This window comes from Xylophilus sp. PBN-3R (assembly GCF_057747805.1).
In genome coordinates, this window is the sequence record NZ_CM173225.1 from 3,511,672 (window position 1) to 3,535,180 (window position 23,509).

Below are 23,509 nucleotides of genomic sequence, written 5' to 3' on the forward strand. Positions count from 1 at the left end.
GCGGAATACTGTATTTAATCCCGCTCGTCCGGCGTGAAAAGGCTCAGCGCGAAGTCCTGACTTCGTTGGCGACCACGTCCCCGAGCGCCAGGAATCCCCGGCAGACGGCGGCGACCAGCGTGGCCTTGGCACCGGTCCGGGACTGCACCAGGGCGATTTCACGGCCCTCGACCACTGTCGGCAAGCTGAGCACCCGAAGCCGGGGATGCGCCGCCCACGCGGCCTCACGAAGCTCTGGCACCAGCGCGACACCCAGACCCGAGGCGACCAGATCGACGATGCCTTCGATGGAATTCAGCTCCAGGAATTCGTGCGGTCGCGCCCGCAGCTTGCGCAGGGTGCGTTCGACCAACTGGCCGGTGTGTTCGGCCCGGTCGAAACGAATGAAGGGCTGGGTCTCGACGAGGGTCCGGATCGTCTGCTCCGGCATGTCGCGCGGCATCAGCAGCACCATCGGCTCGACATACAAGGGAGTCCACGCCAGCGTGCCGCGATGCTGGGCGGTGGCCACCACGATGGCTGCATCGAGCGTTCCGGTTTCCACCTGCGCGACCAGTTCCTGCGACTTGGCGGCCGACATGTGCAGGTCCAGCGCGGGGTGTTCACGCTTGAGTTCCACCGTGGCCTGCACCAGCCGGCGCAGCGCGGACACCACGGCCCCGAGCTTGACGGTGCCCGCCATGGCCAGCGGCGTGGCCGGCTGGCGCAATGCCCGGTCGTACAGGGCGACGATCTCGCGTGCCACCGGCAGGAATTCGCGGCCGTCGTCATTGAGTGCAATGGTCTTGCCGTTGCGGTCGAAGAGTGGCCGCCGCAATTCGTCTTCGAGTGAACGGATCTGCAGGCCGACCGCCGACTGGGTGAGGGCGACACGCTGGCCGGCGGCGGTGAAGGAGCCGTCGGCGACCACCGCCAGGAAGGTCTTCAGAACGCGGATGCTGGACATGGGACCGTCGGAAAAAATCAAAATATAAAAAATAATTTTGCAAGAATCGTGCCGTCGGTCGAATGATTAAAAAGTTTTTCTCTTGCTGCAATGCAGAAATTTCCGCTTTCCGGACACGGGATCCGCTTTCCATAATGGCTTCAACCGTTTTTATTGCAGAAGACCGCACCCATGCCACATCCGTTCTCTTCCGCCCGGCGTCTTGCCGTTTCCGCCCTGGCCGCCGCTGCATGGGGGCTGGGTTCAAGTGCTGCCAGCGCTGCCGAGCCGTGGCCCTCGCAGCAGTTGCGCATGATCGTCGGCTTCGCGCCCGGAGGTGCCAACGATGTGCTGGCCCGTTTGCTGGCGCGTGAACTGCAGCAGTCGCTGGGCCAGCCGGTGGTGGTCGAAAACCGTTCAGGCGCCGGTGGCCTGATCGCCGACGAAGTGGTGGCCAAGGCCAAACCCGACGGCTACACGCTGCTGCTGGGCTCCATCGGCGGCAACACCATCGCGCCAGTGCTGGCAAAGAAACTCACCTTCGACCCGCGCAAGGACCTGGCCGCCATTTCGCTGGTGGCGGAATCCGGCAACGCGCTGCTGGTCAACGCCAACCTGCCTTACCGCAGCGTCAAGGACGTGATCGCCACCGCCAGGAAGGAACCGGGTGTCATCAACTACGGCTCGTCCGGCACCGGCTCCAGCCTGCACCTGGCCGGCGCGCTGTTCGCCAAGCAGGCGGGAATCGACCTGGTCCATATTCCGTACAAGGGCAATTCGCAGGCGCTGACCGATGTGGCGGCCGGCCAGATCCAGACCATCTTTTCCGGCATTCCTCCGGCCATTGCCTCGGCCCGCACCGGCGCCACCCGCATCCTGGCGGTGACCACCAAAAACCGGGTCAAATCGCTGCCCGACGTGCCCACCATCGCCGAGGCCGGCGTGCCGGGTTACGAGTTCTCTTCCTGGTACGGCCTGTTCACCACCGGCGGCACTCCGCCCGCCGTCGTCGAGCGCCTGGCCAGGGAAGTGCAGACCATCCTGGCCAGACCCGAGGTCGCGGCCCAGTTCGCGGCCCAGGGCGTCGAGCCGGCCACCAACAGCCCCAAGGTCTTCGGCGCCTTCATCGACCATGAACTGACCCGCTGGACCAGGGAAATCAAGGCGATGAACATCACCCTGGATTGATCCGGCCATCACTGAATCCAAACCCGAGACAAGTCAAACAAATGAAATTCGATCACGGCAATCCCTACAGCAGCGTGCGTATCCCGGTGTTCGCGCGCAACGTGGTGTCCACCTCGCATCCGCTGGCTTCGCAGGCCGGCCTGCGCATGCTCTGGAAGGGCGGCAATGCGGTCGATGCCGCCATCGCCACGGCAGCCGCCATGACCATCCTGGAACCCGTCAGCAACGGCCTGGGTTCGGACGCCTTCTGCATCCTGTGGGACGGCAAGAAACTGCACGGCCTGAACGCATCCGGCCGGGCACCGCAGGCCTGGACACCTGAATACTTCCAGTCGCGCCACGGTGCGGACGGCCGCACGCCGCCGCGCCGCGGCGCCGACTCGGTGACCGTGCCTGGAGCGGTCAGCGCCTGGGTGGCGCTGAGCGAACGTTTCGGCCGCCTGCCCTTCGCCGACCTGATGGAGCCGGCCGCGGAGATCGCCGAACGCGGCTACCTGGTGCCGCCGGTGGTGGGCCAGAAATGGGCCGCCGGTGCAGCCGAACTCAAGAGTCTTCCCGGCTTCGCCGACACCTTCATGCCTTTCGGCCGCGCGCCGGAAGTGGGTGAACTGTTCAAGTTCCCGGCGGCCGCCCGTGCCCTGCGCGCCATCGGCCGGACCAGGGGCGACGCCTTCTACCGCGGCGAGATCGCACAGGCCATCACGGAGTTCATCCAGCAGCATGGCGGCAGCATGACCATGGGCGACCTGGCAGCCCACCAGCCCGAATGGGTCGAACCGCTGGCGCGCGACTACCGCGGCTACACACTCCATGAGATTCCGCCCAACGGGCAGGGCATCGCCGCGCAGATCGCGCTGGGCATCCTCGAAAAATTCGACATCACCGCGCACGCCCCCGATTCGCCGGAAGCGCTGCACCTGCAGATCGAGGCCATGAAACTGGCCTTCGCGGACACCTACCGCTTCGTGTCCGAACGTTCCAGCATGACGGTCACGCCGGAGCAGATGCTCGACGACGGCTACCTGGCCGAACGCGCCCGGCTGATCGACCCGAAACGCGCGCAGGACTTCAAGGCCGGCAACCCGGTGCGGGGCGGCACCATCTACCTGACGGCGGCCGACGAGGACGGGATGATGGTGAGTTTCATCCAGAGCAATTTCCAGGGCTTCGGCTCGGGTGTGGTCGAGCCCACTTTCGGCGTCAGCCTGCAGAACCGCGGTTTCGGTTTCAGCCTGGAGGCCGGCAACCCGAACCAGGTGGCACCGGGCAAGCGGCCCTTCCACACCATCATTCCGGCCTTCCTGACACGGGGCGGCCAGCCGGTGATGAGTTTCGGCGTGATGGGCGGCAACATGCAGCCGCAAGGCCACATGCAGACGCTGGTGCGCATGCTGGACTACCGCCAGAACCCGCAGGTCGCCTGCGATGCGCCACGCTGGCGTTTCAACCAGGGCCTGGAGATCAACGTCGAGGCGGCGATGAACCCGCAGACCGTGCAGGGCCTGATCGACCGAGGCCACCAGACCGAAGTCATCGACGATTCCTACCAGGACTTCGGCGCCGGCCAGTTCATCTGGTCCATGGGCGACACCAAGGAGCACGGTTACCTGGCCGCCAGCGACCCGAGGCGGGACGGGCTCGCAGCGGGGTTCTGATGCGGCCTGCCGTTCGTTGTTTCTTGAAGTGAAAGGCGCCGCGAGGCGCCTTTTTCATGGGCGGCTGCCGTACGTCCGTTGAAAACCACGCTCCATGCGGCGGCATCCGTCCAGCAGCGTATCGCGCCCTGCATGCTGCGAACCGGCCCGGTCGATGGCGCGCCAGCATTGCGCCACGATGAGCCGGTCGCTCGCCAGGTTGGCCCGGCTTCGGTTGCCGACCGACAGCCCGTAGACCAGGAACGCCAACAGCACAGCACCCAAGATCAACAAGGACGGCGGGACAGTGCCTGCCAGCGGAAGTCTCTGGACCCTGGAATTCATATGAAGCAGTCACTTACAAAAGGATTCGCACCCTATATAGAAGTGAATGCACACGTCAACTGCGTATTCCCGGATCGCGGATTTAGTTCCCTGGGCTAAGCCGGGAACAGGCCGTGGCATCGGCATCTCTTCCGCTGCTCAATTTTTAGGCGAATTTCTAAACTTGGCCGGCGCGCACTCATTGCCGTTCCAACCCCTATGACCGACATCGAAACCACCCCGACGCCTCGCCTTGCCGATACCCAGACCGGCGCTTCCCGGTCCCTTGGAAACACACACACCGCCCGCCCCGCGCTGACACGGACCTGGCTGGCAGCCAGCGTTGCGGCAGCCACAGCCTCTTTGCAAGCCTGCGGCGGCGGCGGCGGAGGTTCACCGGCTTCGTCCTCCGCCGTGGCAACGCAGGCCGGACAGGCCGCCGCCGACAACGGTAGTGCCGCCGGTGCTGGAACAGGCTCGAATACCTCGGTGGTGTCCACCGAAACAGCCGGTGGATCCGCTGGACCATTGGGCCAGACACGTACGTTCACCAGCCCGGCCACCGACGCCGAGGCAGCCCGTTTCCTGCTGCAGGCCCAGTTGAATGCATCGGATGCGGACATCGCCTCGGTGCGCTCGCTGGGTTATTCCGCCTACCTGTCTGCCCAGTTCGCCATGGCGGGCGGCACGACCGCATGGGACTGGCTGAATCAGCGCGGCTACGGGGCGATCGACGCGAACAAGTACTACGACTCCCTCTACCCCGCCGACTGCGTGGTGTGGTGGCAGCTCTTCAATGCACCCGATGCGATGCGCAAGCGGGTGGCGCTGGCCTTGTCCGAAATATTCGTGGTGTCGATCACCGGCATCAACATGACCTGGGGCAGCCATATCGTCGCGGCCTGGTGGGACATGCTCTCGGCCAACGCGTTCGGCAATTTCCGCAACTTGCTGGAAGACGTCACCCTGCACCCTGCGATGGGCCTGTACCTCAGCACACGCGGCAGCCTGAAGGAAAACGCAGCCGGTCGCCAACCCGACGAGAACTACGCCCGCGAAGTCATGCAGCTGATGACCATCGGCCTGGTCAAGCTCAATGCAGACGGCAGTGTCGTCACTTCGGGCGGCGTTCCGGTCGAGACCTACGGGCAGAGCGACGTGACGAACCTCGCGCGGGTGTTCAGCGGCTACAACTTCGACATGACCGGCAACGTCGACACGCTGCTCGGCACACGCCCGATCTCCACTACGGCCTTCGCCCAGAAACCGATGGTGCTGACTGCATCCAACCATTCGACGATGGACGTCAATTTCCTGGGCACCAGCATCCCGGGCAGCACCGAAGGCAACGCCGCCCGCAAGCAGGCCCTGGACACGCTGTTCAACCATGCCAACGTCGGCCCGTTCATCGGAAGGCAACTGATCCAGCGCCTGGTCACCAGCAACCCCAGCCCGGCGTACATCGCGCGGGTGTCGGCGGTCTTCGCCAACAACGGCAAAGGTGTGCGCGGCGACCTGGCGGCGGTGGTGGCCGCTGTGCTGCTGGACGACGAGGCACGTGATCCGGCCGGCACCACATCGACCACCTTCGGCCGCCTGCGCGAACCCATGCTGCGCCTGGTGCAGTGGGGCCGCACCTTCGGGCTGAGTTCGGCTGCAGGGAGCTGGAAGATTTTCGACCAGTCCGGCCCCACACAGCTCGGCCAGAGTCCATTGCGCTCGGGTTCGGTATTCAACTTCTTCCGGCCCGGGTACGTGCCTCCGGCGACTGCCATCGCCAGCGCCGGCCTGGTCGCGCCGGAATTCCAGCTGGTGAACGAGACCATGGTCAGCACCTATGTCAACTTCATGCAGAACGCCACCCGATACGGCCTGTATGTGAACGGTCCCGATGTACCGCAGACAGCCAGCACCGCTGCCAACGGCTACGACCTGATCGCCGCCTACACCGTCGAGAAGACCCTGCTGACCAACGCTGCCGCCCTGGTGGGCCGGCTCAACCTGCTGCTGGCCGCCGGCCAGCTGTCCACGGCCACCGTCAACCTGATCGTGTCGGCCCTCAACACCGTCAATGTGACCGCCACCAGCTCCGACGCCGTCAAGACGGCCCGCCTGGGCGCCGCCGTGCTGATGGTGATGGCATCCCCCGAATACCTGGTCCAGAAATGAACACGCATCTTTCCCACCATGCCTGCCCGGACGCCTATCCGGACGACACCTCGTCGGTGCCCGACAGCCCCGGTCGCCGCGCCTTCCTGCGCCGCTCCGGCCAGTTGGCCCTGACCGGAACCGCCCTGCCCTTCGCGCTCAACCTGGCCGCCATGGGCGAAGCCGCCGCGTTCGATGCGACCGACTACAAGGCCCTGGTCTGTGTGTTCCTCTACGGCGGTAACGACTTCGCCAACACCGTGGTGACCTACGACGACGCCAGCTACAACAGCTACGCCGCCATCCGTGGCGGCTCCGGCCAGGCCGGCGGAGGCATCGCCATCGCCAAGGCCGCGCTGACACCGACACTGCTGTCGCCGACCACACCGCTGGCCGACAGCCGCCAGTACGCGCTCAACCCGGCCATGACCGCCATGGCCGCCCTGTTCAACAGCGGCAAGGCCGCCGTGCAGCTGAACGTCGGTCCGCTGGTGGTGCCGCTCACCCGGGCGCAATACAACAGCACCGACCGCAAGACCTATCCGCTGCCACCCAAGCTTTTCTCTCACAACGACCAGCAGTCGGTGTGGCAGTCCCTGGCTGCCGAAGGCGCTACCGTCGGTTGGGGCGGTCGTATCGGCGACCTGGCCCTGTCATCCAACGGCAGGTCGACCTTCACCTGCATTTCGGCGACCGGCAACGCAGTGTTCCTTTCAGGCCAGTCGGCGGTGGCCTACCAGGTCAGCACCGGAGGCTCGGTGGCAATCAACGCCATCAAGAGCAACGGCTATGGCATCCCCGGCGTACAAGGCGCCTTGTCGACACTGCTGCAGCAATCGCGCAGCCATATGCTGGAAGACGAATACAACAAGGTGACCGCGCGTTCGGTGGCGGCCGAAGTACAGGTGACTGCGGCCATCGGCGGCACCAGCACCCTGACCACCACCTTTCCCACCGGCAACGGCCTTGCGGACCAACTGAAGATGGTGGCCCGGCTGATCGCGGCGCGCGGTTCGCTGGGCGCCAAACGCCAGGTGTTCTTCGTATCCTTGGGCGGATTCGACCTGCACGCCGACCTGATGACCCAGCATCCGGTGGTGCTGGGCAGGGTCAGCGAGGCGATGAACGCCTTCTACAACGCCACCGTCGAACTGGGCGTTGCCAGCCAGGTGACTTCCTTCACCGCATCGGACTTCGGCCGCACGCTGGCATCGAACGGCGCCGGATCGGATCACGGCTGGGGCAGCCACCATTTCGTGGTGGGCGGAGCCGTCAAGGGCAAGGCCTTCTACGGCACCGCCCCCACGGTCAGCATCGGCAACAGCACCACGCTGGCGGCCGACCAGAGCCATGTCGGCCAGGGCCGGCTGCTGCCGACCACTTCGGTCGACCAATACGCCGCCACCCTGGCGCGCTGGTTCGGCGTGGCCGACTCGGAGCTCAACGGCATCCTGCCGAACCTGTCGAACTTCGGCACCGCCGCCTACCCGCGCAACATGGGTTTCATGGGCTGAGGCGGCCCGTTGCGGTTCAGCGCGGCGCGCGTTTGGCCAGCGCCGGCTGGCTGACGCCCTGCACGCCCACCAGGGCCAGCACGGTCGTAAGTCCGGTTTGCGCACCCTGCCAGGCATCGGTTGGGTCGAACCACTCGCCCAGCGCGTGGAAGGCGCCGTTCTTGCCGCCGCTTCCTAGAATGATGGCCGGGATACCCAGCCCCATCGGCACGTTGGCGTCGGTGCTGGCCGCGCGCTGGCCGGGCTTGCCACCGGCCGCCGCGATGGCGCCCAGCGCCGTCTGCACGATGGGTTCGTTGCCGGCGGTGGTGCCGGCCGGACGGTCGCCGATCAGCTTGCTGCTGAAGGTGATCTTCACATCCGTCTTCCAGCGGGCGTTCTCTTCGTCCACACCCTTCTGGATGGCGGCCATGATGTCCTTCTCGGCCTGCAGCAGCGTGGGCAGCGCGTTGGAGCGGATGTCGATGGCCATGTTGGCGTCGCCCGAGATGGTGTTGACCGAAGTCCCGCCGCCCACCTTGCCCACCGTGTAGGTGGTCTTGGGGTCGGTCGGCACCTGCACGTCGCTGATGTGGGCGATGGCCCGGCCCATGGCGTGGATGGCGCTGGGCACCTGTCCGAAGGCACCGAAGCTGTGGCCGCCCGGTCCCTTGAAACTCACGTCGTAGCGGTGGCTGCCGGTGCCCTGCGTCAGGATCACGTCGCCGATGCCGGGCTCGAGCCCGACCATGCCGTCGATGTCGCGATGGTCGTTGAACAGCGCCTTCATGCCGCGCAGGTTGCCCAGCTCTTCCTCGCCCACGTTGCCGACGAAGACGATGTCACCCACCGTCTGCACCTTGTTTTCGTTCAGTGCCTTGACCCACGACAGCAGCACCGTCAGCCCGCGGGTGTCGTCGGCGATGCCGGGCGCGTACATGCGGCCTTCGCGGTCCTTCACCGTCACGTCGGTGCCTTCGGGGAACACCGTATCGAGGTGGGCGGACACCACCAGCTTGGGACCGTTTCCGCTGCCCTTGCGGATGCCGATGGCGTTGCCTTCCCTGTCCAGGTAGGCGTCGGTAATGCCCAGCGCCTTCAGGCGGGCGACGAAGTATTCGGCGCGTTTCTGTTCCTTGAAGGGCGGCGCCGGAATCTGCACCAGGGTGCGCAGTTCGTCGACCGTACGCTGGTGATCGGCCTTGACGTCGTCCAGCAGCTTCTTCACCACCGGAGCGGCCCGCAGCTGTTCGAGTGCGGCCTGCGAGGCCGGGCTGGCCGGCGTGGAAGTCTGCGCGAGCAGGGATGACGAAAAACCGGCCAGGCCCAGGGCAAGGGCCAAAGGAGCGACACGCAATGCTGTGAAAGTCATTCGGGATGAAGGTGATGAAGAAAAAGGGATTTCAGTATCGCCCGCAACGCGCAACTTTCATGCCGCCAGTAACTCGCCGAAACGCGTGATGTCGACGTTGCCGCCGCTGATCAGCACACCGACACGTTTGCCTTTCAGCTGTTCCGTCTGCTGCCGCACGGCGGCGAAGCCGAGGCAGCCGGTCGGCTCTATCACCATTTTCAGGCGCTCCGCGGCGAAACGCATGCAGGACACCAGTTCGGCATCGCCGACGGTCAGGATGTCCTCGACATCCCGCCGGATGATGGGAAACGTGATGTTGCCCAGGTGCTGGGTCTGTGCGCCGTCGGCCAGGGTCTTGGGGACCTCGATATGCACGATCGATCCCGAGCGGAAGGACTGCTGGCCGTCGTTGCCCGCCTCCGGTTCGACACCGTACAGGCGGCAGCCGGGAGACAGCGCGCGAGTGGCCAGCGCCGAACCCGACAGCAGTCCGCCACCGCCCAGCGGCACGAAGAAGGCGTCGAGTTCGCCCACTTCCTCGAACAGCTCCCTGGCCGCGGTGCCCTGTCCGCAGATGACGTCGGGATGGTCGTACGGCGGGATCAGCGTGTAGCCGTGCTTCTGCGCCAGGTCGCGGCCGATCTGCTCGCGGTCATCCCTGTAGCGGTCGTAGGTGACCACGTTGCCGCCGTAGCCGCGGGTGGCGGCGATCTTGGCGGCAGGTGCGTCCTGCGGCATGACGATCGTGGCCGGTATGCCCAGGATGCGTGCCGACAGCGCGATGGCCTGCGCGTGGTTGCCGGAAGAAAACGCCACCACGCCGGCCTTGCGCTGGGCGGCGTCGAAACGCGACAGCGCATTGAAGCCGCCGCGGAACTTGAAGGCGCCCATGCGCTGCAGGTTCTCGCACTTGAAGAACACCTGGGCGCCCAGCATCTCGTTGACGGTGCGCGAGGTGATGACCGGCGTCCTGTGGGCGTGGCCGGCGATGCGTTCGGCGGCGGCGACAACGTCTGCGTAGGTGGGAAGCGGCTGGGTCGTCATGGGCATATGAAGAAGTGGATCGACCCCGGCATTCTTCACCAAAGCTGCGCAAGCCTCCGCCCGGCCCATGGGCATCAGCTTCGACGTTCCCTTAACAAACATCTACCTTCTGGCCTGGTCGTAACATTCGCCTTTGCCTCCCGCCGGGTCCGAAACTTTTCCATGCAACGCCAGTACCTCAACGTTCCCTTTCGCCAGAAAGACTCGGTCAAGGCCCTGGGTGCGCGTTTCGACGGCGCGCAGAAACGCTGGTACGTCGAAGGCGATCGTGACCTGAGCGAATTCAAGGAATGGCTGCCCGCCACCGGCGACGAACCGGCCGTGCGGACAGCAACGGCCAGCGTGGCGGTCGCCCGGCCCGGCCTGGCGCTGGCGCCGCAGCCGGCCCATGCCATCAGCCTGTCGCGCCTGCTCAACGGCGTCGGCAAGGCAGTGTCGGACGCCTTCCTGGTCGGCGTGTGGACGCTCGTCGAGGTGGTCGAGGCGCGCATCCGCGGCCATGTTTACCTCGAGCTCTCGGAACGGGATGCCACCGGACAGCAGATCGCCAAGGCCGGCGCCATGATCTGGTCGTCAACCGCATCGAAGATCCTTCCCGAATTCGAGGCTGCCACCGGGGCGGTGCTGGGCCCTGGCATCAAGCTGCTGGTGCGTGCCCGGCCGGTGTTCAAGGCCAACTACGGTTTCAGTCTCGAGATCGACGCCATCGACCCGCAATACACGCTGGGCGACCTGGAGGCACGCAAGAAGGAGATCCGCGACCGGCTGCAGCGTGAAGGTGTGTTCGACAGCAACCGCCGCCTGCCCGCGCCCTTCGACTATCGCAGCGTGCTGGTGGTGGCGCCGCAGGAAGGCGCCGGACTGGGTGATTTCCGCATCGAGGCCGAGCGCCTGGAACGCCACGGCATCTGCCGTTTCGTCTACGCCTGCAGCCGTTTCCAGGGCGACGGCGCGGCGCGGGAAATCGTCGCCGCCATGTCCGCCGCGCTCGCTGATTTCGGCCGCGATGCAGCGCCGGACGCCATCGTGCTGATCCGTGGCGGCGGCGCGGTCAACGACCTGGCCTGGCTGAACGATTACGATCTGGCGCGTTTCATCTGCGACCAGGCGGTGCCGGTGCTCACCGGCATCGGCCATGAACGCGACAACACCCTGCCCGACGAAGTGGCCCACACCCGTTTCGACACGCCCAGCAAGGTGATCGCCGGCATCGAACAAGTGGTACTGCAGCGCGCCCGCGAGGCCCGGGACGCCGCCGAACTCATCTTCGGCCAGGCCGCCCGCGCCGCCCAGCGAGCCGACGGCCAGCTGGACCGCCTGCAGTCCCTGGTGCAAGCCGATGCGCGATCGCACATCGAGAACGCCCGCCACGGCATCGTGCGGACCTTGGGCGAAGTCCGCATCGCTTCCGGACGGCAGTTGCACGAGGCGGCCGCGCTCAACGCGTCGCTGTCGCATCAGGTGCAGACCGAGACCCGTCGCCACCTGGCTGTCGCGCGCCAGCAGGTTCCCGCCTTGCTGGGGGACATACGCCTGCAGGCGGCGACCGGTCTCAACCGCGCTTCGCGCGGCAGTGAAACCGCTTTCCAGGCCGTGCTGAGCCAGGCGAACGCCGACCAAGCCTCCGCCCGCCGTGCGGTGGATGCAGCCATGCAGCGTGTCGCCGAGCGGGCGACCGGAAGCGTCGCCACGGCCAGCGCCGGCGCCGAGGCGCTGATGCGCGAAATCACCGGGCAGGGTCCCGACAAGACGCTGGCCCGGGGCTTCGCCGTCGTGCGGACCGCGGCTGGCGAGGCCGTCACCTCACGCGACCAGGCAGCCATGCTGCCGGTCCTGGAAATCCAGTTCCGCGACGGCACGCTCAGCGCCGGACCGTCGTGTACACCATGAAAGGAAACACCGTGCCAGACACGTCATTCAAGGACGCCTACGGCGTACTTCAGCGCCATGCCGAAACACTGCGGGTGCAGGACGAACCCAACATCGATGACCTGCTGACCATCGTCACCGAGTCGGTGACCGCCTACCAGGTTTGCAAGCAGCGCATCGCGGCGGTGGAAACCGCCCTGAAGGCCGCACTGGACGGCGTCGGCACCGACGCCGCGCCAGCCGCGCCTGCCGCCGCTGCCACGCCGGCGTCGCCCCCCGCCCCACCTGTGGCGGTGAAAGCCAACCGCAGCCGGTCGGCCCCCGCACCTACGCCGGTCGTCAACACGCCCCCACCGGCGCCGACCGCTGCGCCCGCCAGTTTCGAGGACATGGACGACGACATCCCGTTCTGAGCGCCGTAACTCCACCAGACCAGCCAGGGATTGACCACGAATGAAGACGATCGACGAAATGTTGAACCTGGATCTGCTCACGCCCGAGCAGCACCAGCAGATCGGCGCATGGATTGCCAGCGCCGAAACCCCCGAAGAGATCTTGAAGATGCCGCCGGCCCTCTGGCAAGCGGTCGAACGCGCCAGCGAGGTGATGGGCCTGGACACCGACCTGATGCGCCCGCCGGCGATGGATGCAGGCGATGCGGTGACGAACTGACCGTCCCGGGCTTGCCGACTAACAAGCGCTTTTCCCGCCCGCCATTTTTCCCACCGGCCATTGACTTGCAGTGAACGGCGACATCGGCCTCGGCTCCTTCGTTGCCATCTCCCGGCACCGGTCCTGTCGGACTAATGGACGCTACACGACCGACGCCGCGATCACCGTCGAAGAATGGTCGGTGTGTTTGTGGTTTTCTGCTGTGTTGTCCAGGCATGTTTCCCGTCGGCTGAGTGAATGGAGCACTGCGCACACCTATGAAGAAAACGCGTAAATTTGTTGGTTTGCAAGGCGGGCTGTAACTTGCTCCCGCACCGACAGGCATGTCGGCGTCGTCCTACCCCCGATTCCCCGCCGACCGCTGGAAAGTAGGTTCCACACATCGGCGCCGAAGTGTTTACCTCGCTGCTGGTGTGTTTGCAGCAAGACCGTTTTGACGGCCTTTTTCATCATTCTCAGGAGTAAAGATAAATGGCTTCGAATCAGCAAGACAGCAAGAACCACAATCCCGCCGGCCACAATCAGCACACGCAGACGAACCAGGGCAGCAAGGCCAGCCAGGGCCACCAGGGAGGCCAGCCCGGCGCGCAAGGCGGCAGCCGGCAACAGGATCAGTCCGCGGGGAATTCCGGCCGTAGCCAGTCGGGTTCCGGCACCCAGGGCGGCACACACGAACAGCATGTGAACGCAGGCCGCCAAAGCCACAAAAATAGCTGACTGTCGGCGGCGTGACACAAGGGAGCTTCGGCTCCCTTTTTTGTTTTCAGCGGTACGCGCCCAGGGGGACGAGCGTCGCGCAACGGCACCGACTTTCGACTGCCGGGACCTCGCAACCGGCCGGTCAGGGTGTCGAGGGTTGGTTCAGCAGTCTTGCGGAAATCATCCGGCCGGCACGTTTGAGCAGGTCGAAATCGACCGGGCCCAATTGCCGCGGAACCAGGTCGAAATGGCAGAGGCTGCCGATGACAAAGTTGCCGGTCGAGTCCGTGATCGGCGCGGCGGCGTAGGACTGCAGCACGCCCTGATAGGGGCTGCCGTCCAGCCGGTTGTCTCGGGCCGAATCGACCGTCTGGAAGTATCCGTCGCTCACCACGAAACGGCAGAAGCTGTCGGCCAGCGGCACCACCGCAAGTGACGGCGCCAGCGGCTCGCCGCATTTGTCGACGATTGCGCGGTTGACGAGGACACTGTCCTCCAGCCGATAGACGCCGGTGAATCGGTAGGGCACACCGGCGTTGAGGATTTCAAGCGCGCGCTGCAGGTCTGCGACTGCCAGAGCCGCAAGAACCGCCTGGACCAGGGAGCCGTTGCGCATGACGAAAGCTTATGTGAGCCGTTCGGCGCATTACGTTTCCGCTTGCAACCGCGTTTCGTTACAGCGCACCGACGTCGTCGCCCATTACACGGGCGACCAGCGCACGGGCATGGGCAGGCAAGGCATCCAGTTCGCGTACGCACAGCAGCAGCGAACGCCGGGCCCAGGCATCGGCCATCGCCACCGCTGTCACGCGGGCCGAGCGGCCGCATCGCTGCACCACCGAGCGTGGCACCACACCCAGCCCGACCCCCTGGCCGACCATGCGGCATACCGCTTCGAAACTGCGCAGCCGGATGCGGTAGCGCAGCCGGCCGCCCAGCCGGCGCGCATGGCCGGCCAAGTGGTCGTCCAGTGCGCTGCCGGCAGACAGGCCAACCAGTTCCTCCGTCATCACCTGGGCCAGGCCGATGGGGCCAGACCGCGCCCACGCATGGCCGCGCGGCACCACCAGCACCAGCGGATCGGCACCGAGCACGAATGTCTGCAGGCCGGTGGTGTCCACCGAATCGGCCAGCACGCCGATGTCGCAGAGCTGGTGGCGCAACGCGTCCGCTATATCCTGGCTAGAGCGTTCGTCGAGGTCGACCGAAAGGCGGGGATGGTCCCGCAGGAAACCCGCCAGCCGATCGGGCAACCAATCGCTCAGGGCGGCGCTGTTGCACATCAGGCGCACATGACCGCGCAGGCCCGAGGCATGGTCGCCCAGTTCGCCCTGCATGCGTTCGACCTGCTGCAGCACGACGACCGCATGGCTCAGCAAGGTGCGCCCGGCGGCTGTGGGAGAAACGCCGCGCCGGTCGCGCAGCAGCAGCGGTACGCCGAGCGCGGACTCCATGCCGCGGATGCGCTCGCTGGCCGACGCCAGCGTGATCCAGCTGGCGGCAGCGCCGGCGGTGATGGTGCCGGCTTCCACCACGTTGGTGAACAGGCGCAGGTCGGTCAGGTCGAATGCCATGGGCGGCAAGTTAACACGCACCTCCATGTGCAGCCTCAGGCATTGGCTGAGGCTGGCTGCGTCAAAGCCCGATTGCCGGGCCGGGAACCGGACTGAACAATCCGGCCCATGGACCATTTTTTCCCCATCGCCGCATCGCTGGTCGCCAGCGCCGTCTTCTTGCTGGCGGGGTTGGTGAAAGGCGTCGTCGGCCTGGGCCTGCCGACCATCGCCATGGGATTGCTGGCGCTGGTGATGCCGCCGGCGCAGGCGGCGGCGCTGCTGGTGGTGCCTTCGCTGGTGACCAACCTGCTGCAGCTACGCCCGCTGCCGAAGCTCGGCACCATGCTGCGACGGCTAGGGCCGATGTTGGCCGGCGTGTGTGCGGGCTCGGCGATGGGTGCCGCCTGGTTCGGAGCGCCTGCGGGACATGGGGCGGCAATGGCACTGGGCGCGGTGCTGGTGCTTTATGCGGTGTGGGGCCTGGCGGGGGCGCGGCTCGACATTTCGGCACAGGCCGAGAAGTGGCTGGGGCCGGTGATCGGCGCGGCGACCGGTGTGGTCACCGCTGCGACCGGCGTGTTCGTGGTGCCGGCCGTACCCTATCTGCAGGCACTCGGCATGCAGAAGGACGAGCTCGTGCAGGCGATGGGAATTTCATTCACCGCCTCGACCCTGGCGCTGGCTGCCGGCCTGGCAGCCCAGGGGGTTTATACGACCGGCTCGGCGCTGTCGTCGCTGCTGATGCTGGCACCGGCCGTCGCAGGCATGGTCGCCGGGCAATGGCTGCGTCGCGCCCTGTCGCCGACGGTGTTCAAGACGGTCTTCTTCGCGGGCCTGGCCCTGCTGGGGACGCATATGGTGGTCAAGGGTATGGGTTTGTGAACGGTGGCAGTGCCGGTCAGTGCGGATCCGCAACCGGGTCGACGTGAGGGTGCAGGTTGAGCGCCGTCATGCCTCCACCTCCACCTCCGCCTCCGCCGCCACCTCCACTTCCGCCACCGCCGCCCTTGCCCTCACTACCCCCACCCTTTGCCCCCGAGCCGCCGCCGCCGGCACGAACCGGCCCCTGTTTCGGAATTTGCAGATCGGCAGGCATGGGTTCCAGGTCAAGCACATCGCGAATGAACAAGCGCAGTGACGCGACCAGTTCAGCGGTCTCCACCGGCCGGCCGGCGACCATGTCGTTCGCAGCGTCCACGGCCAGCGCCACCTGTTCGGCCGTGCCCAGCAGCATGACATCGGACAGCGCAGCTTCCACCGCGTCACGGATACGCCGGCGACGGTCCGAGCCACTGTCGGGCGCGACCCGTGGTGCCGGCACCGGGGGCGCACCGGCATCGTCCAGCGCTACCCGGGCTTCCGCCGTGCCAAGCGCTGCGGCCGCAGCGTCGGCCCGCGCACGCAGGTCACGCAGATGGGTGGGATCGACCGTCAGGTCGCCGGTGAACGAGCCGCCGAGCGTCTTGTAGGCCGCGATCAAGGTCTTGAGCCTTTCGTTGATCTGCCGGTTCTGCCTCTCTCGCCGTTGCTGCACGCCGGTCATCACCAGCAGGCGGATACTCACCGCCACCAGCGAGACGACCACCAGGCCGAGCAGGGTCGAGAGCAGCCCTGCGAGGGAAGAAAAGTCGAGGGTGTTGCGCATGATCCCAAGCATGGTCGGGCCGTGCCGAATCCAGGTGAACTGGTGTATCCGGCAGGCAGAGGCACAATTCAGGGTGCCGCGCCGGCTTACCTACCTTCATCGCCATGCTGGAACCCACCTTCATCCTCCATGTGTCGAAGCTCGACACAAGCATCCGGTTCTACTCCCAGCTCCTGAAACTGACGCCGGTGCCGTTCGAGCCGATCTTTGTGATGTTCTTCCTGGAGTCCGGTGCCCGGCTGGGGCTGCTGGAGGTCGAGGTTGCCAATGCTCCGTCGGCAGGTTTCGAGCTTGATTTCCCGGTGGGAGAAAACGCCGACGTAGATCGCCTGCACGATGAGTGGTCCAGGCAAGGGATCGCCATCACGCAGCCGCCGCACAACATGAGTTTTGCCTATACCTTCGTCGCGCACGACCCCGACGGGCATTGCCTTCGCGTGTATTGCCGCCGCGTTTCAAGCTGAGCGCCGCGCGCATGCACGGCCCCATATCCGGATCCGTCCATCCATGACCACCGAACAGCGCCTCACCGAGGTCGAGATCAAGCTCAGCTATGCCGAAGACCTGCTCGACGAACTCAATCTGCGGATTTACCGGCAACAGCAACAGATCGACTCCCTGATCGGCCAGGTCACTGCCCTACGGCAGCAAGCCCCCGAAGCCGGTAGCACTGGTCGCAATCCGCAAGACGAACTGCCGCCGCATTACTAAACGGGAGCCCGAACCACCGGCTCGTTCACCCCTGAAAACGAGTTGCTGATTCGCGCCACACAAATGAAAAAACCGCTGAAAGCCTGAGCTCTCAGCGGTTTCCCGTTTGGCGGAGTGGACGGGACTCGAACCCGCGACCCCCGGCGTGACAGGCCGGTATTCTAACCAACTGAACTACCACTCCTGGTAGATAGCTTTCGCCTGCATTTTTCAACACAGGCCAAGCGCTATAACTTGGCGACTCTACGGGGATTCGAACCCCGGTAACCACCGTGAAAGGGTGGTGTCCTAGGCCTCTAGACGATAGAGTCAAAACCTTGGAACAAACCGACAGCAACATCTAAACAGGTGGTGGAGGTAAACGGGATCGAACCGATGACCTCTTGCATGCCATGCAAGCGCTCTCCCAGCTGAGCTATACCCCCCACTGTTTTCACACTTCGCATTCTTGCTTTACTCTGCATCGCTATTTGCTTTGCTTCGTTTTGCGTTTCGCGTTGTGTTCAACTGCTGAGCCTCGAATTATGTCAGTTTTTTAGCGTTTGTCCAACCTTATCGAAAATAAATTGCGATCCATCAGTTCGAGGATCGCATCTACCGAAGGTGTGTGAGCGGTCCCTAGCACCAGAACCCGCACGGGCATCAGCAACTGGGGCATCTTCAGGCCATGGGCGGCCAACGTTTCTTTTATGGCCCCAGCGATGGAAGTCCTATTCCATTCCACTTCACTCAACTTTTCGGCCAGCGTGTCGAGCGCGGGCAGTACTGCCGGGACCACGTATTGGGCCAGGTCCGCCTCGGAGGGCACCACGTCCGAATAGAACTTCGCCGCCCAGTCGGCCAGTGCCACGGTGGTGTCGCAACGATCCTTGAACAGGCCGCAGATACGTGCAAGCCGTTCGTCTGCGTGGATACCGCGCGCTTCGAGATGCCTGCCCACCCGCAGGGCCAGCTTGTCGTCGGCCATGGCCTTCAGGTGCTGGGCGTTCACCCAGCGCAGCTTGGTTTCGTCGAACTGTGCGGCGCTGCGGCCCAGGTGGTCCAGGTCGAACCATTGCAGCAGCTGCTCGCGGCTGAAGATCTCGTCATCGCCGTGGCTCCAGCCGAGGCGGGCCAGGTAATTCACCATGGCGTCGGGCAGGAAGCCTTCGTCGCGGAACGCGGTGACGGGTTTGGCGCCGTTGCGTTTGCTCATCTTCTCGCCTTGCTCGTTGAGCACGGTGGGCAGGTGGGCATAGACCGGCGGTTCCTTGCCCAGGGCGCGGAAGATGTTGATCTGGCGTGGCGTGTTGTTCACATGGTCGTCGCCGCGGATGACGTGGGTCATGCCCATGTCGATGTCGTCCACCACCACGCAGAAGTTATAGGTGGGCGTGCCGTCCGGCCGGGCGATGACCAGGTCGTCAAGTTCGTTGTTGGATATCTCGATACGGCCCTTGACCTTGTCGTCCCAGGACACCACGCCTTCCTGCGGGTTGAGGAAACGCAGCACCGGCTTCACACCTTCGGGCACGGGTGGCAGGGTCTTGCCGGGCGCGGGGCGCCAGGTGCCGTCGTAGCGCGGTTTCTGCTTGGCTTCCATCTGGCGTTCGCGCAGGGCGTCGAGTTCTGCCATCGACATGTAGCAGGGATAGACCTGGCCGGCCGCCTGCAGCTCGGCAAGCACCGCCTTGTAGCGGTCCATGCGCTGCATTTGATAGAACGGGCCTTCGTCGTAGTCCAGGCCCAGCCATTCCATGCCTTCCAGGATGACATCGACCGACGCCTGGGTGGAACGCTCGACGTCGGTGTCTTCGACCCGCAGGACGAAGTCGCCGCCGGTGGAGCGGGCGAAGGCCCACGGGTAGAGGGCCGAACGAATGTTGCCCAGGTGGATGAATCCGGTGGGCGAAGGCGCGAAACGGGTACGGGTGCGGGTGGGTGCTGCGTTGCTCATGTCGGGGAGATCAGGCGTTCTTCAGGCGGTCTTCAGGCGTTCTGCGGATTGGGCAAGGCCAGGCGTGAGTTGTCCTCCTCGCCGAAGGGCTCTTCCTGTCCGACCCGTGCTTCGTTGATCTTCACGATGTCTTCCGGGTTGATGTCGCCGGTGACATAGATGCCGTCGAAGCACGACGCATCGAAACCGTCGAGTTTGGGGTTGAGCGAGCCGATGGCACGTTTCATGCCCTCGACGTCCTGGTAGATCAGCGCGTCGCAACCGATGATCTGGCGCACTTCCTCGATGGTGCGGTTGGCAGCCACCAGTTCGGTGCTGGTCGGCATGTCGATGCCATACACATTGGGGTAGCGGACCGGCGGCGCTGCGCTTGCCAGGTAGACCTTGTTGGCACCGGCATCGCGGGCCATCTGCACGATTTCGCGGCTGGTGGTGCCGCGCACGATGGAATCGTCCACCAGCAGCACGTTGCGGCCCTTGAACTCGCTGCCGATCACGTTGAGCTTCTGGCGGACCGACTTCTTGCGCACGCCCTGGCCGGGCATGATGAAAGTGCGGCCGACATAGCGGTTCTTGACGAAACCTTCGCGGTACGGGATGCCCAGCAGGTGCGCCAGTTGCGTGGCGCTGGGGCGGCTGGATTCGGGAATGGGGATCACCACGTCGATCTCGTTCGGCGGAACGGTGGACACCACACGTTTGGCCAGGGCTTCGCCCAGGTTCAGGCGGGCCTGGTAGACCGACACGTCGTCCAGTACCGAGTCAGGGCGGGCCAGGTAGACGAATTCGAAGATGCAGGGCTGCAGCTTGGCGTTGTCGGCGCACTGGCGGCTGTGGATTTCGCCCTTGGTGTCGACGAACACGGCTTCGCCCGGGGCGATATTGCGTTCGAAGACGAAACCTGAGCCTTCGAGCGCCACCGACTCGCTGGCCACCATCACGGCGCCGTCGGCCGAACGGCCGATGCACAGCGGCCGGATGCCGTGCGGATCACGGAAGGCCAGCAGGCCGTGGCCGGCGATCATGGAAACCACCGCATACGAGCCCTTGATGCGTCCGTGCACGGCGCGTACGGCAGCGAAGACCTCTTCCGGGTGCAGCTGGGCGCCACGGGTCGCGCGGTCGAGTTCGTGCGCGAACACGTTGAGCAGCACTTCGGAGTCGCTCTCGGTATTGGTGTGGCGGTGATCCGTGGAGAAAAGCTCCGCACGCAACTGGGTGGCGTTGGTCAGGTTGCCGTTGTGCACCAGCACCAGGCCGAAAGGCGCGTTGACGTAGAAGGGCTGCGCCTCTTCTTCGCTGTACGCATTGCCTGCGGTGGGATAACGCACCTGGCCCAGGCCTACGGTACCCAGCAGGCCGCGCATGTTGCGGGTTCGGAACACGTCCTTCACCATGCCCTTGGCCTTGTGCATGAAGAACTTGCGGCCGAGCTGGGTCACGATGCCGGCTGCATCCTGGCCGCGGTGCTGCAGCAGCAGCAGCGAGTCATAGATGAGTTGATTGACGGGAGCATTGCTGACAACGCCGACGATTCCACACATGGGAGATACCTCAGGGAAAAAACTGAACGAATGCTTGCGGCAGCGCGGGCTTCACGCCGCTCAGTGCTGCACGTAACAGGGGCGCCGCCTGAGACGTGCGCCAACCGTCCTGCTCATGCAGTGACGTTGCCTCCACCACTACCGCCAAAACCAGCAGCAGCAACAAACCGCGCACCAGACCGAAAACCGCACCCAGGGTGCGATCGACCGGGCGCAAGCCCACGCTGCCTATCAACTTGCGCAACAGCGACGCCACCAGGCCACAGCCGAATGCCGCTGCGATGAAAACAATCACAAAACCGGCCGAGCTGCGCGCCGTTTCGCCGGTGTCGCCCATCGGCAACCACAAGCCCACGGGATCGGCCCACATGCGCGCCGCGAAATAGGCGACCACCCAACCCAGCAGCGACAGCACCTCGAAAACCAGGCCGCGCCACAAACCGATCAGCGCGGAAGCCGCCAGCACGGCAGCCAGCACCCAATCGACCGCGGTCACCACTCAGACCTTCACAAGGTGAGGATGCTTGCGGGCAAATCCAGCCCCTTGACCTTGGCTGCCGCCCGGTCGGCATCTGCCTTGCTGGCAAACGGCCCGACCCGCACCCGCAGGCGTTTGCCTTCCTTGGTGTCGACCGACTGCACGTAGGTCGCGAGACCGCTGCGCGTGAGTTTGTTGCGTGCTTCCTGGGCCTTGGCGGCATCGCCGAAAGCCCCGACCTGGACCACGAAACGCCCGGCCGCGGCGGCTGCCGGCGCGGCGGCTGAAGCCGGGGCAGCGGCCGGCATCGGCTTGCCTTCGAGCAAGGCACGGGCGCGGGCGGCGTCGTCATCGGCATGCACCGGAGCAGAAGCCACAGCCGGCGCCGGAGCCGGCGCGGGTTTTGATGCAGGAGCCGCTTCGCGGTGGGTTTCGTGCGGTGGCTCGACCGGTTTGGCCTGAGGTCTGGGCTGGACTGCCGGTGCCGGGGCAGGTTTTTCAACCTTGGCCGGCGCGGATGCGACGACCTCTTCACCACGATCCAGCGAATCGGCCGTGCTGGCGCGAGCGGTGGCGGTTTTTGCTGCCGCGCCAGACGCGGGCGCGGGCACCGCAACAGGCGCCGGCGTTGGTGCAACGGCCACGACAGGCGCGGCGACCGTAGCTGGCGTCACCGTAGCCGGCAAAGGATCATGGCCTGGAATGGCGATGGGAATGTCGACCGCTATCGGCCGAGGCTGGGTGTCGAACAGCAGCGGAAAACCGACGACTCCGGCCACCAGCAGCACCGCCGCGCCGATCAGGCGATGCCGTGCACGCCTGCGCAATGCGTCGACGCTTTCGGTTGAATTGACACGACGCTGACGCGCGCCGCGCTTGTCGTCGTCCCGGGCGTTGCCGCCATTGCGACCGCCATTGCCAGGCCAACGAATATTGAATAAAGCCATGGTTTCCTAGACGTGCTTCGCGTTCAGGCGAGGCACGCCGTTTTGCAGCACGCCGCCGACGGTGTAGAACGATCCGAAGACCACGATTCTATCCGCCGGGTCGGCTGCGGCCACCGCGGCATCCAGGGCCGCCTGGGGCGAGGCGTAGGACGCGGCCGGCACGGCGGGGTGTCCGCCGGCGGCCATCTGCAGTGCGTTCCACTTGGCGCACAGGTGCGAAGCGGTCTCCGCGCGAGGGGTCGGCAAGTCGCAGAAATACCAGCGATCGACCAGTTTGCCGATGCGTTGCAGCATGGGCGAAAGGTCCTTGTCGGCCATGGCGCCGAAAACGGCGTGGGTGACCGGATGGAATCCCATCGCATCCAGGTTTTCCGAGAGCGCCGCGATGGAATGCGGGTTATGCGCCACGTCCAGCACCAGCGTCGGCTGGCCGGGCACGATCTGGAAACGCCCAGGCAGTTCGGCGCGGGCCAGTCCGGTGCGCACCGCCTGGGCGGTGATCGGCAGACGCTCGCGCAGCGCTTCGAAGGCGGCCAGCACACCGGCGGCGTTCACCAGCTGGTTGGCGCCGCGCAGCGCGGGATAGGCCAGGCCGGCGTAACGGCGGCCGCGGCCTGCCCAGTTCCACTGCTGGCGGTCGCCGGAAATGTTGAAATCGCGGCCGGACAGCCACAGGTCGGCACCGATCTCGGTGGCGTACTGGACCACGCTGGCCGGCGGAGCCGGGTCGCTGACGATGGCCGGTTTCCCGGCGCGCAGGATGCCGGCCTTTTCGCGCCCGATGGCGTCGCGTGTGTTGCCCAGGTATTCGGTGTGGTCGATGTCGATGCTGGTGACGATGGCGCAGTCGGTGTCGATCACGTTGGTGGCGTCCAGGCGTCCACCGAGACCTACTTCCAGCACGGCCACATCGAGTTTCGATTGCGACAGCAACCGGAGGATGACCAGCGTCGTGAACTCGAAATAGGTCAACTCGACCACCGTGCCGCGGCTGCGGGCTTCTTCGACGGCCTCGAAATGCGGCAGCAGCGCATCGGCCGTCACGATGTCGCCGGCGATCCGGCAGCGTTCCTCGAAATGCACCAGGTGCGGCGAGGTGTAGACCCCGGTGCGCCAGCCGGCCTGCATCGCAATCGACTCCAGCATGGCGCAGGTCGAGCCCTTGCCGTTGGTGCCGGCCACGGTGATCACCGGGCAATCGAAGCGCAGTTCGAGGCGTTGAACAAGCTCGCGCACCCGGTCGAGACCCAGCGCGATGGTTTTGGGATGCAGGCGTTCGCAGTGCGCCAGCCAGTCGGCAAGTGTTTTCATCAGGGGCAGGATTGTCGCGTAGCCGGCACTC

Annotated in this window: 23 protein-coding genes and 3 tRNA genes; 10 read left to right on the top strand and 16 right to left on the bottom strand. The window is 65.5% G+C overall.

Annotated elements, in window-relative coordinates; translation table 11 throughout:
• Nucleotides 1-43: 43 nt before the first annotated feature.
• Nucleotides 44-946: a LysR family transcriptional regulator gene (locus tag AC3ANW_RS16670; RefSeq protein ID WP_488341965.1), complete on the bottom strand. Its 903-nt coding sequence runs from the start codon at nucleotides 944-946 to the stop codon at nucleotides 44-46.
• A gap of 171 nt (nucleotides 947-1,117) precedes the next feature.
• Between AC3ANW_RS16670 and AC3ANW_RS16675 the strand changes: the two genes are divergently transcribed.
• Together AC3ANW_RS16675 and AC3ANW_RS16680 are read left to right on the top strand one after the other, a co-directional pair.
• Nucleotides 1,118-2,113, top strand: coding sequence for a Bug family tripartite tricarboxylate transporter substrate binding protein (locus AC3ANW_RS16675; protein WP_488341966.1), 996 nt, complete (start codon nucleotides 1,118-1,120; stop codon nucleotides 2,111-2,113).
• A 41-nt stretch (nucleotides 2,114-2,154) separates the two neighbouring features.
• Nucleotides 2,155-3,768: a gamma-glutamyltransferase family protein gene (locus AC3ANW_RS16680; RefSeq protein WP_488341967.1), complete on the top strand. Its 1,614-nt coding sequence runs from the start codon at nucleotides 2,155-2,157 to the stop codon at nucleotides 3,766-3,768.
• 54 nt (nucleotides 3,769-3,822) lie between these two features.
• On the opposite strand, the gene AC3ANW_RS16685 is transcribed toward AC3ANW_RS16680, so the two are convergent.
• Nucleotides 3,823-4,041, bottom strand: coding sequence for a hypothetical protein (locus tag AC3ANW_RS16685; RefSeq protein WP_488341968.1), 219 nt, complete (start codon nucleotides 4,039-4,041; stop codon nucleotides 3,823-3,825).
• A gap of 249 nt (nucleotides 4,042-4,290) precedes the next feature.
• Between AC3ANW_RS16685 and AC3ANW_RS16690 the strand changes: the two genes are divergently transcribed.
• Both AC3ANW_RS16690 and AC3ANW_RS16695 read left to right on the top strand, forming a co-directional pair.
• Nucleotides 4,291-6,240: a DUF1800 domain-containing protein gene (locus AC3ANW_RS16690; protein WP_488341969.1), complete on the top strand. Its 1,950-nt coding sequence runs from the start codon at nucleotides 4,291-4,293 to the stop codon at nucleotides 6,238-6,240.
• Complete coding sequence (locus AC3ANW_RS16695; RefSeq protein WP_488341970.1) at nucleotides 6,237-7,733, top strand: DUF1501 domain-containing protein; 1,497 nt, start codon at nucleotides 6,237-6,239, stop codon at nucleotides 7,731-7,733. Before AC3ANW_RS16690 ends, AC3ANW_RS16695 begins: the two co-directional genes overlap by 4 nt.
• A 16-nt stretch (nucleotides 7,734-7,749) precedes the next feature.
• On the opposite strand, the gene AC3ANW_RS16700 is transcribed toward AC3ANW_RS16695, so the two are convergent.
• Together AC3ANW_RS16700 and AC3ANW_RS16705 are read right to left on the bottom strand one after the other, a co-directional pair.
• Nucleotides 7,750-9,084: a M20/M25/M40 family metallo-hydrolase gene (locus AC3ANW_RS16700; RefSeq protein WP_488341971.1), complete on the bottom strand. Its 1,335-nt coding sequence runs from the start codon at nucleotides 9,082-9,084 to the stop codon at nucleotides 7,750-7,752.
• 57 nt (nucleotides 9,085-9,141) lie between these two features.
• The gene (locus AC3ANW_RS16705; RefSeq protein WP_488341972.1) at nucleotides 9,142-10,110 is read right to left on the bottom strand and encodes a threo-3-hydroxy-L-aspartate ammonia-lyase; all 969 of its coding nucleotides are present in this window, start codon (nucleotides 10,108-10,110) and stop codon (nucleotides 9,142-9,144) included.
• A 162-nt stretch (nucleotides 10,111-10,272) separates the two neighbouring features.
• Between AC3ANW_RS16705 and xseA the strand changes: the two genes are divergently transcribed.
• Genes xseA through AC3ANW_RS16720 form a run of 3 tightly spaced genes read left to right on the top strand, consistent with a single transcriptional unit; the run spans nucleotide 10,273 to nucleotide 12,651 of the window.
• On the top strand, nucleotides 10,273-12,000 hold the full coding sequence (gene xseA / locus AC3ANW_RS16710; RefSeq protein ID WP_488341973.1) for an exodeoxyribonuclease VII large subunit: 1,728 nt from the start codon (nucleotides 10,273-10,275) through the stop codon (nucleotides 11,998-12,000).
• Nucleotides 12,001-12,011: 11 nt separating this feature from the next.
• Nucleotides 12,012-12,392 (top strand): exodeoxyribonuclease VII small subunit, encoded by a 381-nt coding sequence (xseB, locus tag AC3ANW_RS16715; RefSeq protein ID WP_488341974.1) that lies wholly within the window; start codon nucleotides 12,012-12,014, stop codon nucleotides 12,390-12,392.
• A gap of 40 nt (nucleotides 12,393-12,432) precedes the next feature.
• Nucleotides 12,433-12,651 (top strand): hypothetical protein, encoded by a 219-nt coding sequence (locus AC3ANW_RS16720; RefSeq protein ID WP_488341975.1) that lies wholly within the window; start codon nucleotides 12,433-12,435, stop codon nucleotides 12,649-12,651.
• Nucleotides 12,652-12,906: 255 nt separating this feature from the next.
• On the opposite strand, the gene AC3ANW_RS16725 is transcribed toward AC3ANW_RS16720, so the two are convergent.
• From AC3ANW_RS16725 to AC3ANW_RS16735, 3 genes are all read right to left on the bottom strand, one after another.
• The gene (locus AC3ANW_RS16725; RefSeq protein ID WP_488341976.1) at nucleotides 12,907-13,332 is read right to left on the bottom strand and encodes a hypothetical protein; all 426 of its coding nucleotides are present in this window, start codon (nucleotides 13,330-13,332) and stop codon (nucleotides 12,907-12,909) included.
• A 160-nt stretch (nucleotides 13,333-13,492) separates the two neighbouring features.
• Entirely contained in the window at nucleotides 13,493-13,966 is a 474-nt protein-coding gene (locus AC3ANW_RS16730) for a guanylate cyclase (protein ID WP_488341977.1), read from the bottom strand.
• A gap of 58 nt (nucleotides 13,967-14,024) precedes the next feature.
• Nucleotides 14,025-14,924: a LysR substrate-binding domain-containing protein gene (locus AC3ANW_RS16735; protein WP_488341978.1), complete on the bottom strand. Its 900-nt coding sequence runs from the start codon at nucleotides 14,922-14,924 to the stop codon at nucleotides 14,025-14,027.
• Between the two features lie 108 nt (nucleotides 14,925-15,032).
• On the opposite strand from AC3ANW_RS16735, the gene AC3ANW_RS16740 reads away from it, so the two are divergent.
• The gene (locus AC3ANW_RS16740; protein ID WP_488341979.1) at nucleotides 15,033-15,788 is read left to right on the top strand and encodes a sulfite exporter TauE/SafE family protein; all 756 of its coding nucleotides are present in this window, start codon (nucleotides 15,033-15,035) and stop codon (nucleotides 15,786-15,788) included.
• A gap of 16 nt (nucleotides 15,789-15,804) precedes the next feature.
• Here AC3ANW_RS16740 and AC3ANW_RS16745 read toward each other — a convergent pair whose 3' ends face one another.
• Nucleotides 15,805-16,551, bottom strand: coding sequence for a hypothetical protein (locus AC3ANW_RS16745; RefSeq protein ID WP_488341980.1), 747 nt, complete (start codon nucleotides 16,549-16,551; stop codon nucleotides 15,805-15,807).
• Nucleotides 16,552-16,655: 104 nt separating this feature from the next.
• Here AC3ANW_RS16745 and AC3ANW_RS16750 point away from each other — a divergent pair, with 104 nt between their 5' ends.
• Both AC3ANW_RS16750 and AC3ANW_RS16755 read left to right on the top strand, forming a co-directional pair.
• A complete protein-coding gene (locus tag AC3ANW_RS16750) occupies nucleotides 16,656-17,015 on the top strand; it encodes a VOC family protein (protein WP_488341981.1) in 360 nt (119 codons plus the stop codon).
• 43 nt (nucleotides 17,016-17,058) lie between these two features.
• On the top strand, nucleotides 17,059-17,262 hold the full coding sequence (locus tag AC3ANW_RS16755; protein WP_488341982.1) for a SlyX family protein: 204 nt from the start codon (nucleotides 17,059-17,061) through the stop codon (nucleotides 17,260-17,262).
• A 107-nt stretch (nucleotides 17,263-17,369) separates the two neighbouring features.
• Here AC3ANW_RS16755 and AC3ANW_RS16760 read toward each other — a convergent pair.
• The 8 genes from AC3ANW_RS16760 to folC all read right to left on the bottom strand — a co-directional run bounded on the left by AC3ANW_RS16760 (nucleotide 17,370) and on the right by folC (nucleotide 23,478).
• A tRNA-Asp gene (locus AC3ANW_RS16760) sits at nucleotides 17,370-17,446 on the bottom strand.
• Nucleotides 17,447-17,497: 51 nt separating this feature from the next.
• Nucleotides 17,498-17,573 (bottom strand) — tRNA-Glu (locus tag AC3ANW_RS16765).
• Nucleotides 17,574-17,611: 38 nt separating this feature from the next.
• Nucleotides 17,612-17,687 (bottom strand) — tRNA-Ala (locus AC3ANW_RS16770).
• A 110-nt stretch (nucleotides 17,688-17,797) separates the two neighbouring features.
• Nucleotides 17,798-19,198 carry a glutamate--tRNA ligase gene (gltX, locus tag AC3ANW_RS16775; protein ID WP_488341983.1) on the bottom strand — a complete coding sequence of 467 codons (1,401 nt, stop codon included), beginning with the start codon at nucleotides 19,196-19,198 and terminating at the stop codon, nucleotides 17,798-17,800.
• A 32-nt stretch (nucleotides 19,199-19,230) separates the two neighbouring features.
• Nucleotides 19,231-20,742: an amidophosphoribosyltransferase gene (purF, locus tag AC3ANW_RS16780; RefSeq protein ID WP_488341984.1), complete on the bottom strand. Its 1,512-nt coding sequence runs from the start codon at nucleotides 20,740-20,742 to the stop codon at nucleotides 19,231-19,233.
• A gap of 10 nt (nucleotides 20,743-20,752) precedes the next feature.
• Nucleotides 20,753-21,238: a CvpA family protein gene (locus tag AC3ANW_RS16785; protein WP_488345446.1), complete on the bottom strand. Its 486-nt coding sequence runs from the start codon at nucleotides 21,236-21,238 to the stop codon at nucleotides 20,753-20,755.
• Nucleotides 21,239-21,249: 11 nt separating this feature from the next.
• The gene (locus tag AC3ANW_RS16790) at nucleotides 21,250-22,167 is read right to left on the bottom strand and encodes an SPOR domain-containing protein (protein WP_488341985.1); all 918 of its coding nucleotides are present in this window, start codon (nucleotides 22,165-22,167) and stop codon (nucleotides 21,250-21,252) included.
• Between the two features lie 6 nt (nucleotides 22,168-22,173).
• Nucleotides 22,174-23,478, bottom strand: a complete 1,305-nt coding sequence (folC, locus tag AC3ANW_RS16795) for a bifunctional tetrahydrofolate synthase/dihydrofolate synthase (RefSeq protein ID WP_488341986.1) — start codon at nucleotides 23,476-23,478, stop codon at nucleotides 22,174-22,176.
• Nucleotides 23,479-23,509: the final 31 nt, after the last annotated feature.

What these genes read in the sequence shown, in the direction of transcription:
- folC (WP_488341986.1), bottom strand. Translation starts at nt 23,478, where the DNA reads ATGAAAACACTTGCCGACTGGCTGGCGCACTGCGAACGCCTGCATCCC.
- gltX (WP_488341983.1), bottom strand. Translation starts at nt 19,198, where the DNA reads ATGAGCAACGCAGCACCCACCCGCACCCGTACCCGTTTCGCGCCTTCG.
- AC3ANW_RS16690 (WP_488341969.1), top strand. Translation starts at nt 4,291, where the DNA reads ATGACCGACATCGAAACCACCCCGACGCCTCGCCTTGCCGATACCCAG.
- AC3ANW_RS16705 (WP_488341972.1), bottom strand. Translation starts at nt 10,110, where the DNA reads ATGACGACCCAGCCGCTTCCCACCTACGCAGACGTTGTCGCCGCCGCC.
- purF (WP_488341984.1), bottom strand. Translation starts at nt 20,742, where the DNA reads ATGTGTGGAATCGTCGGCGTTGTCAGCAATGCTCCCGTCAATCAACTC.
- AC3ANW_RS16680 (WP_488341967.1), top strand. Translation starts at nt 2,155, where the DNA reads ATGAAATTCGATCACGGCAATCCCTACAGCAGCGTGCGTATCCCGGTG.
- AC3ANW_RS16675 (WP_488341966.1), top strand. Translation starts at nt 1,118, where the DNA reads ATGCCACATCCGTTCTCTTCCGCCCGGCGTCTTGCCGTTTCCGCCCTG.
- AC3ANW_RS16730 (WP_488341977.1), bottom strand. Translation starts at nt 13,966, where the DNA reads ATGCGCAACGGCTCCCTGGTCCAGGCGGTTCTTGCGGCTCTGGCAGTC.
- xseA (WP_488341973.1), top strand. Translation starts at nt 10,273, where the DNA reads ATGCAACGCCAGTACCTCAACGTTCCCTTTCGCCAGAAAGACTCGGTC.
- AC3ANW_RS16735 (WP_488341978.1), bottom strand. Translation starts at nt 14,924, where the DNA reads ATGGCATTCGACCTGACCGACCTGCGCCTGTTCACCAACGTGGTGGAA.
- AC3ANW_RS16670 (WP_488341965.1), bottom strand. Translation starts at nt 946, where the DNA reads ATGTCCAGCATCCGCGTTCTGAAGACCTTCCTGGCGGTGGTCGCCGAC.
- AC3ANW_RS16720 (WP_488341975.1), top strand. Translation starts at nt 12,433, where the DNA reads ATGAAGACGATCGACGAAATGTTGAACCTGGATCTGCTCACGCCCGAG.
- AC3ANW_RS16790 (WP_488341985.1), bottom strand. Translation starts at nt 22,167, where the DNA reads ATGGCTTTATTCAATATTCGTTGGCCTGGCAATGGCGGTCGCAATGGC.
- AC3ANW_RS16755 (WP_488341982.1), top strand. Translation starts at nt 17,059, where the DNA reads ATGACCACCGAACAGCGCCTCACCGAGGTCGAGATCAAGCTCAGCTAT.
- AC3ANW_RS16700 (WP_488341971.1), bottom strand. Translation starts at nt 9,084, where the DNA reads ATGACTTTCACAGCATTGCGTGTCGCTCCTTTGGCCCTTGCCCTGGGC.
- AC3ANW_RS16725 (WP_488341976.1), bottom strand. Translation starts at nt 13,332, where the DNA reads ATGCTGTTCGTGTGTGCCGCCCTGGGTGCCGGAACCCGACTGGCTACG.
- AC3ANW_RS16740 (WP_488341979.1), top strand. Translation starts at nt 15,033, where the DNA reads ATGGACCATTTTTTCCCCATCGCCGCATCGCTGGTCGCCAGCGCCGTC.
- AC3ANW_RS16695 (WP_488341970.1), top strand. Translation starts at nt 6,237, where the DNA reads ATGAACACGCATCTTTCCCACCATGCCTGCCCGGACGCCTATCCGGAC.
- AC3ANW_RS16745 (WP_488341980.1), bottom strand. Translation starts at nt 16,551, where the DNA reads ATGCGCAACACCCTCGACTTTTCTTCCCTCGCAGGGCTGCTCTCGACC.
- AC3ANW_RS16750 (WP_488341981.1), top strand. Translation starts at nt 16,656, where the DNA reads ATGCTGGAACCCACCTTCATCCTCCATGTGTCGAAGCTCGACACAAGC.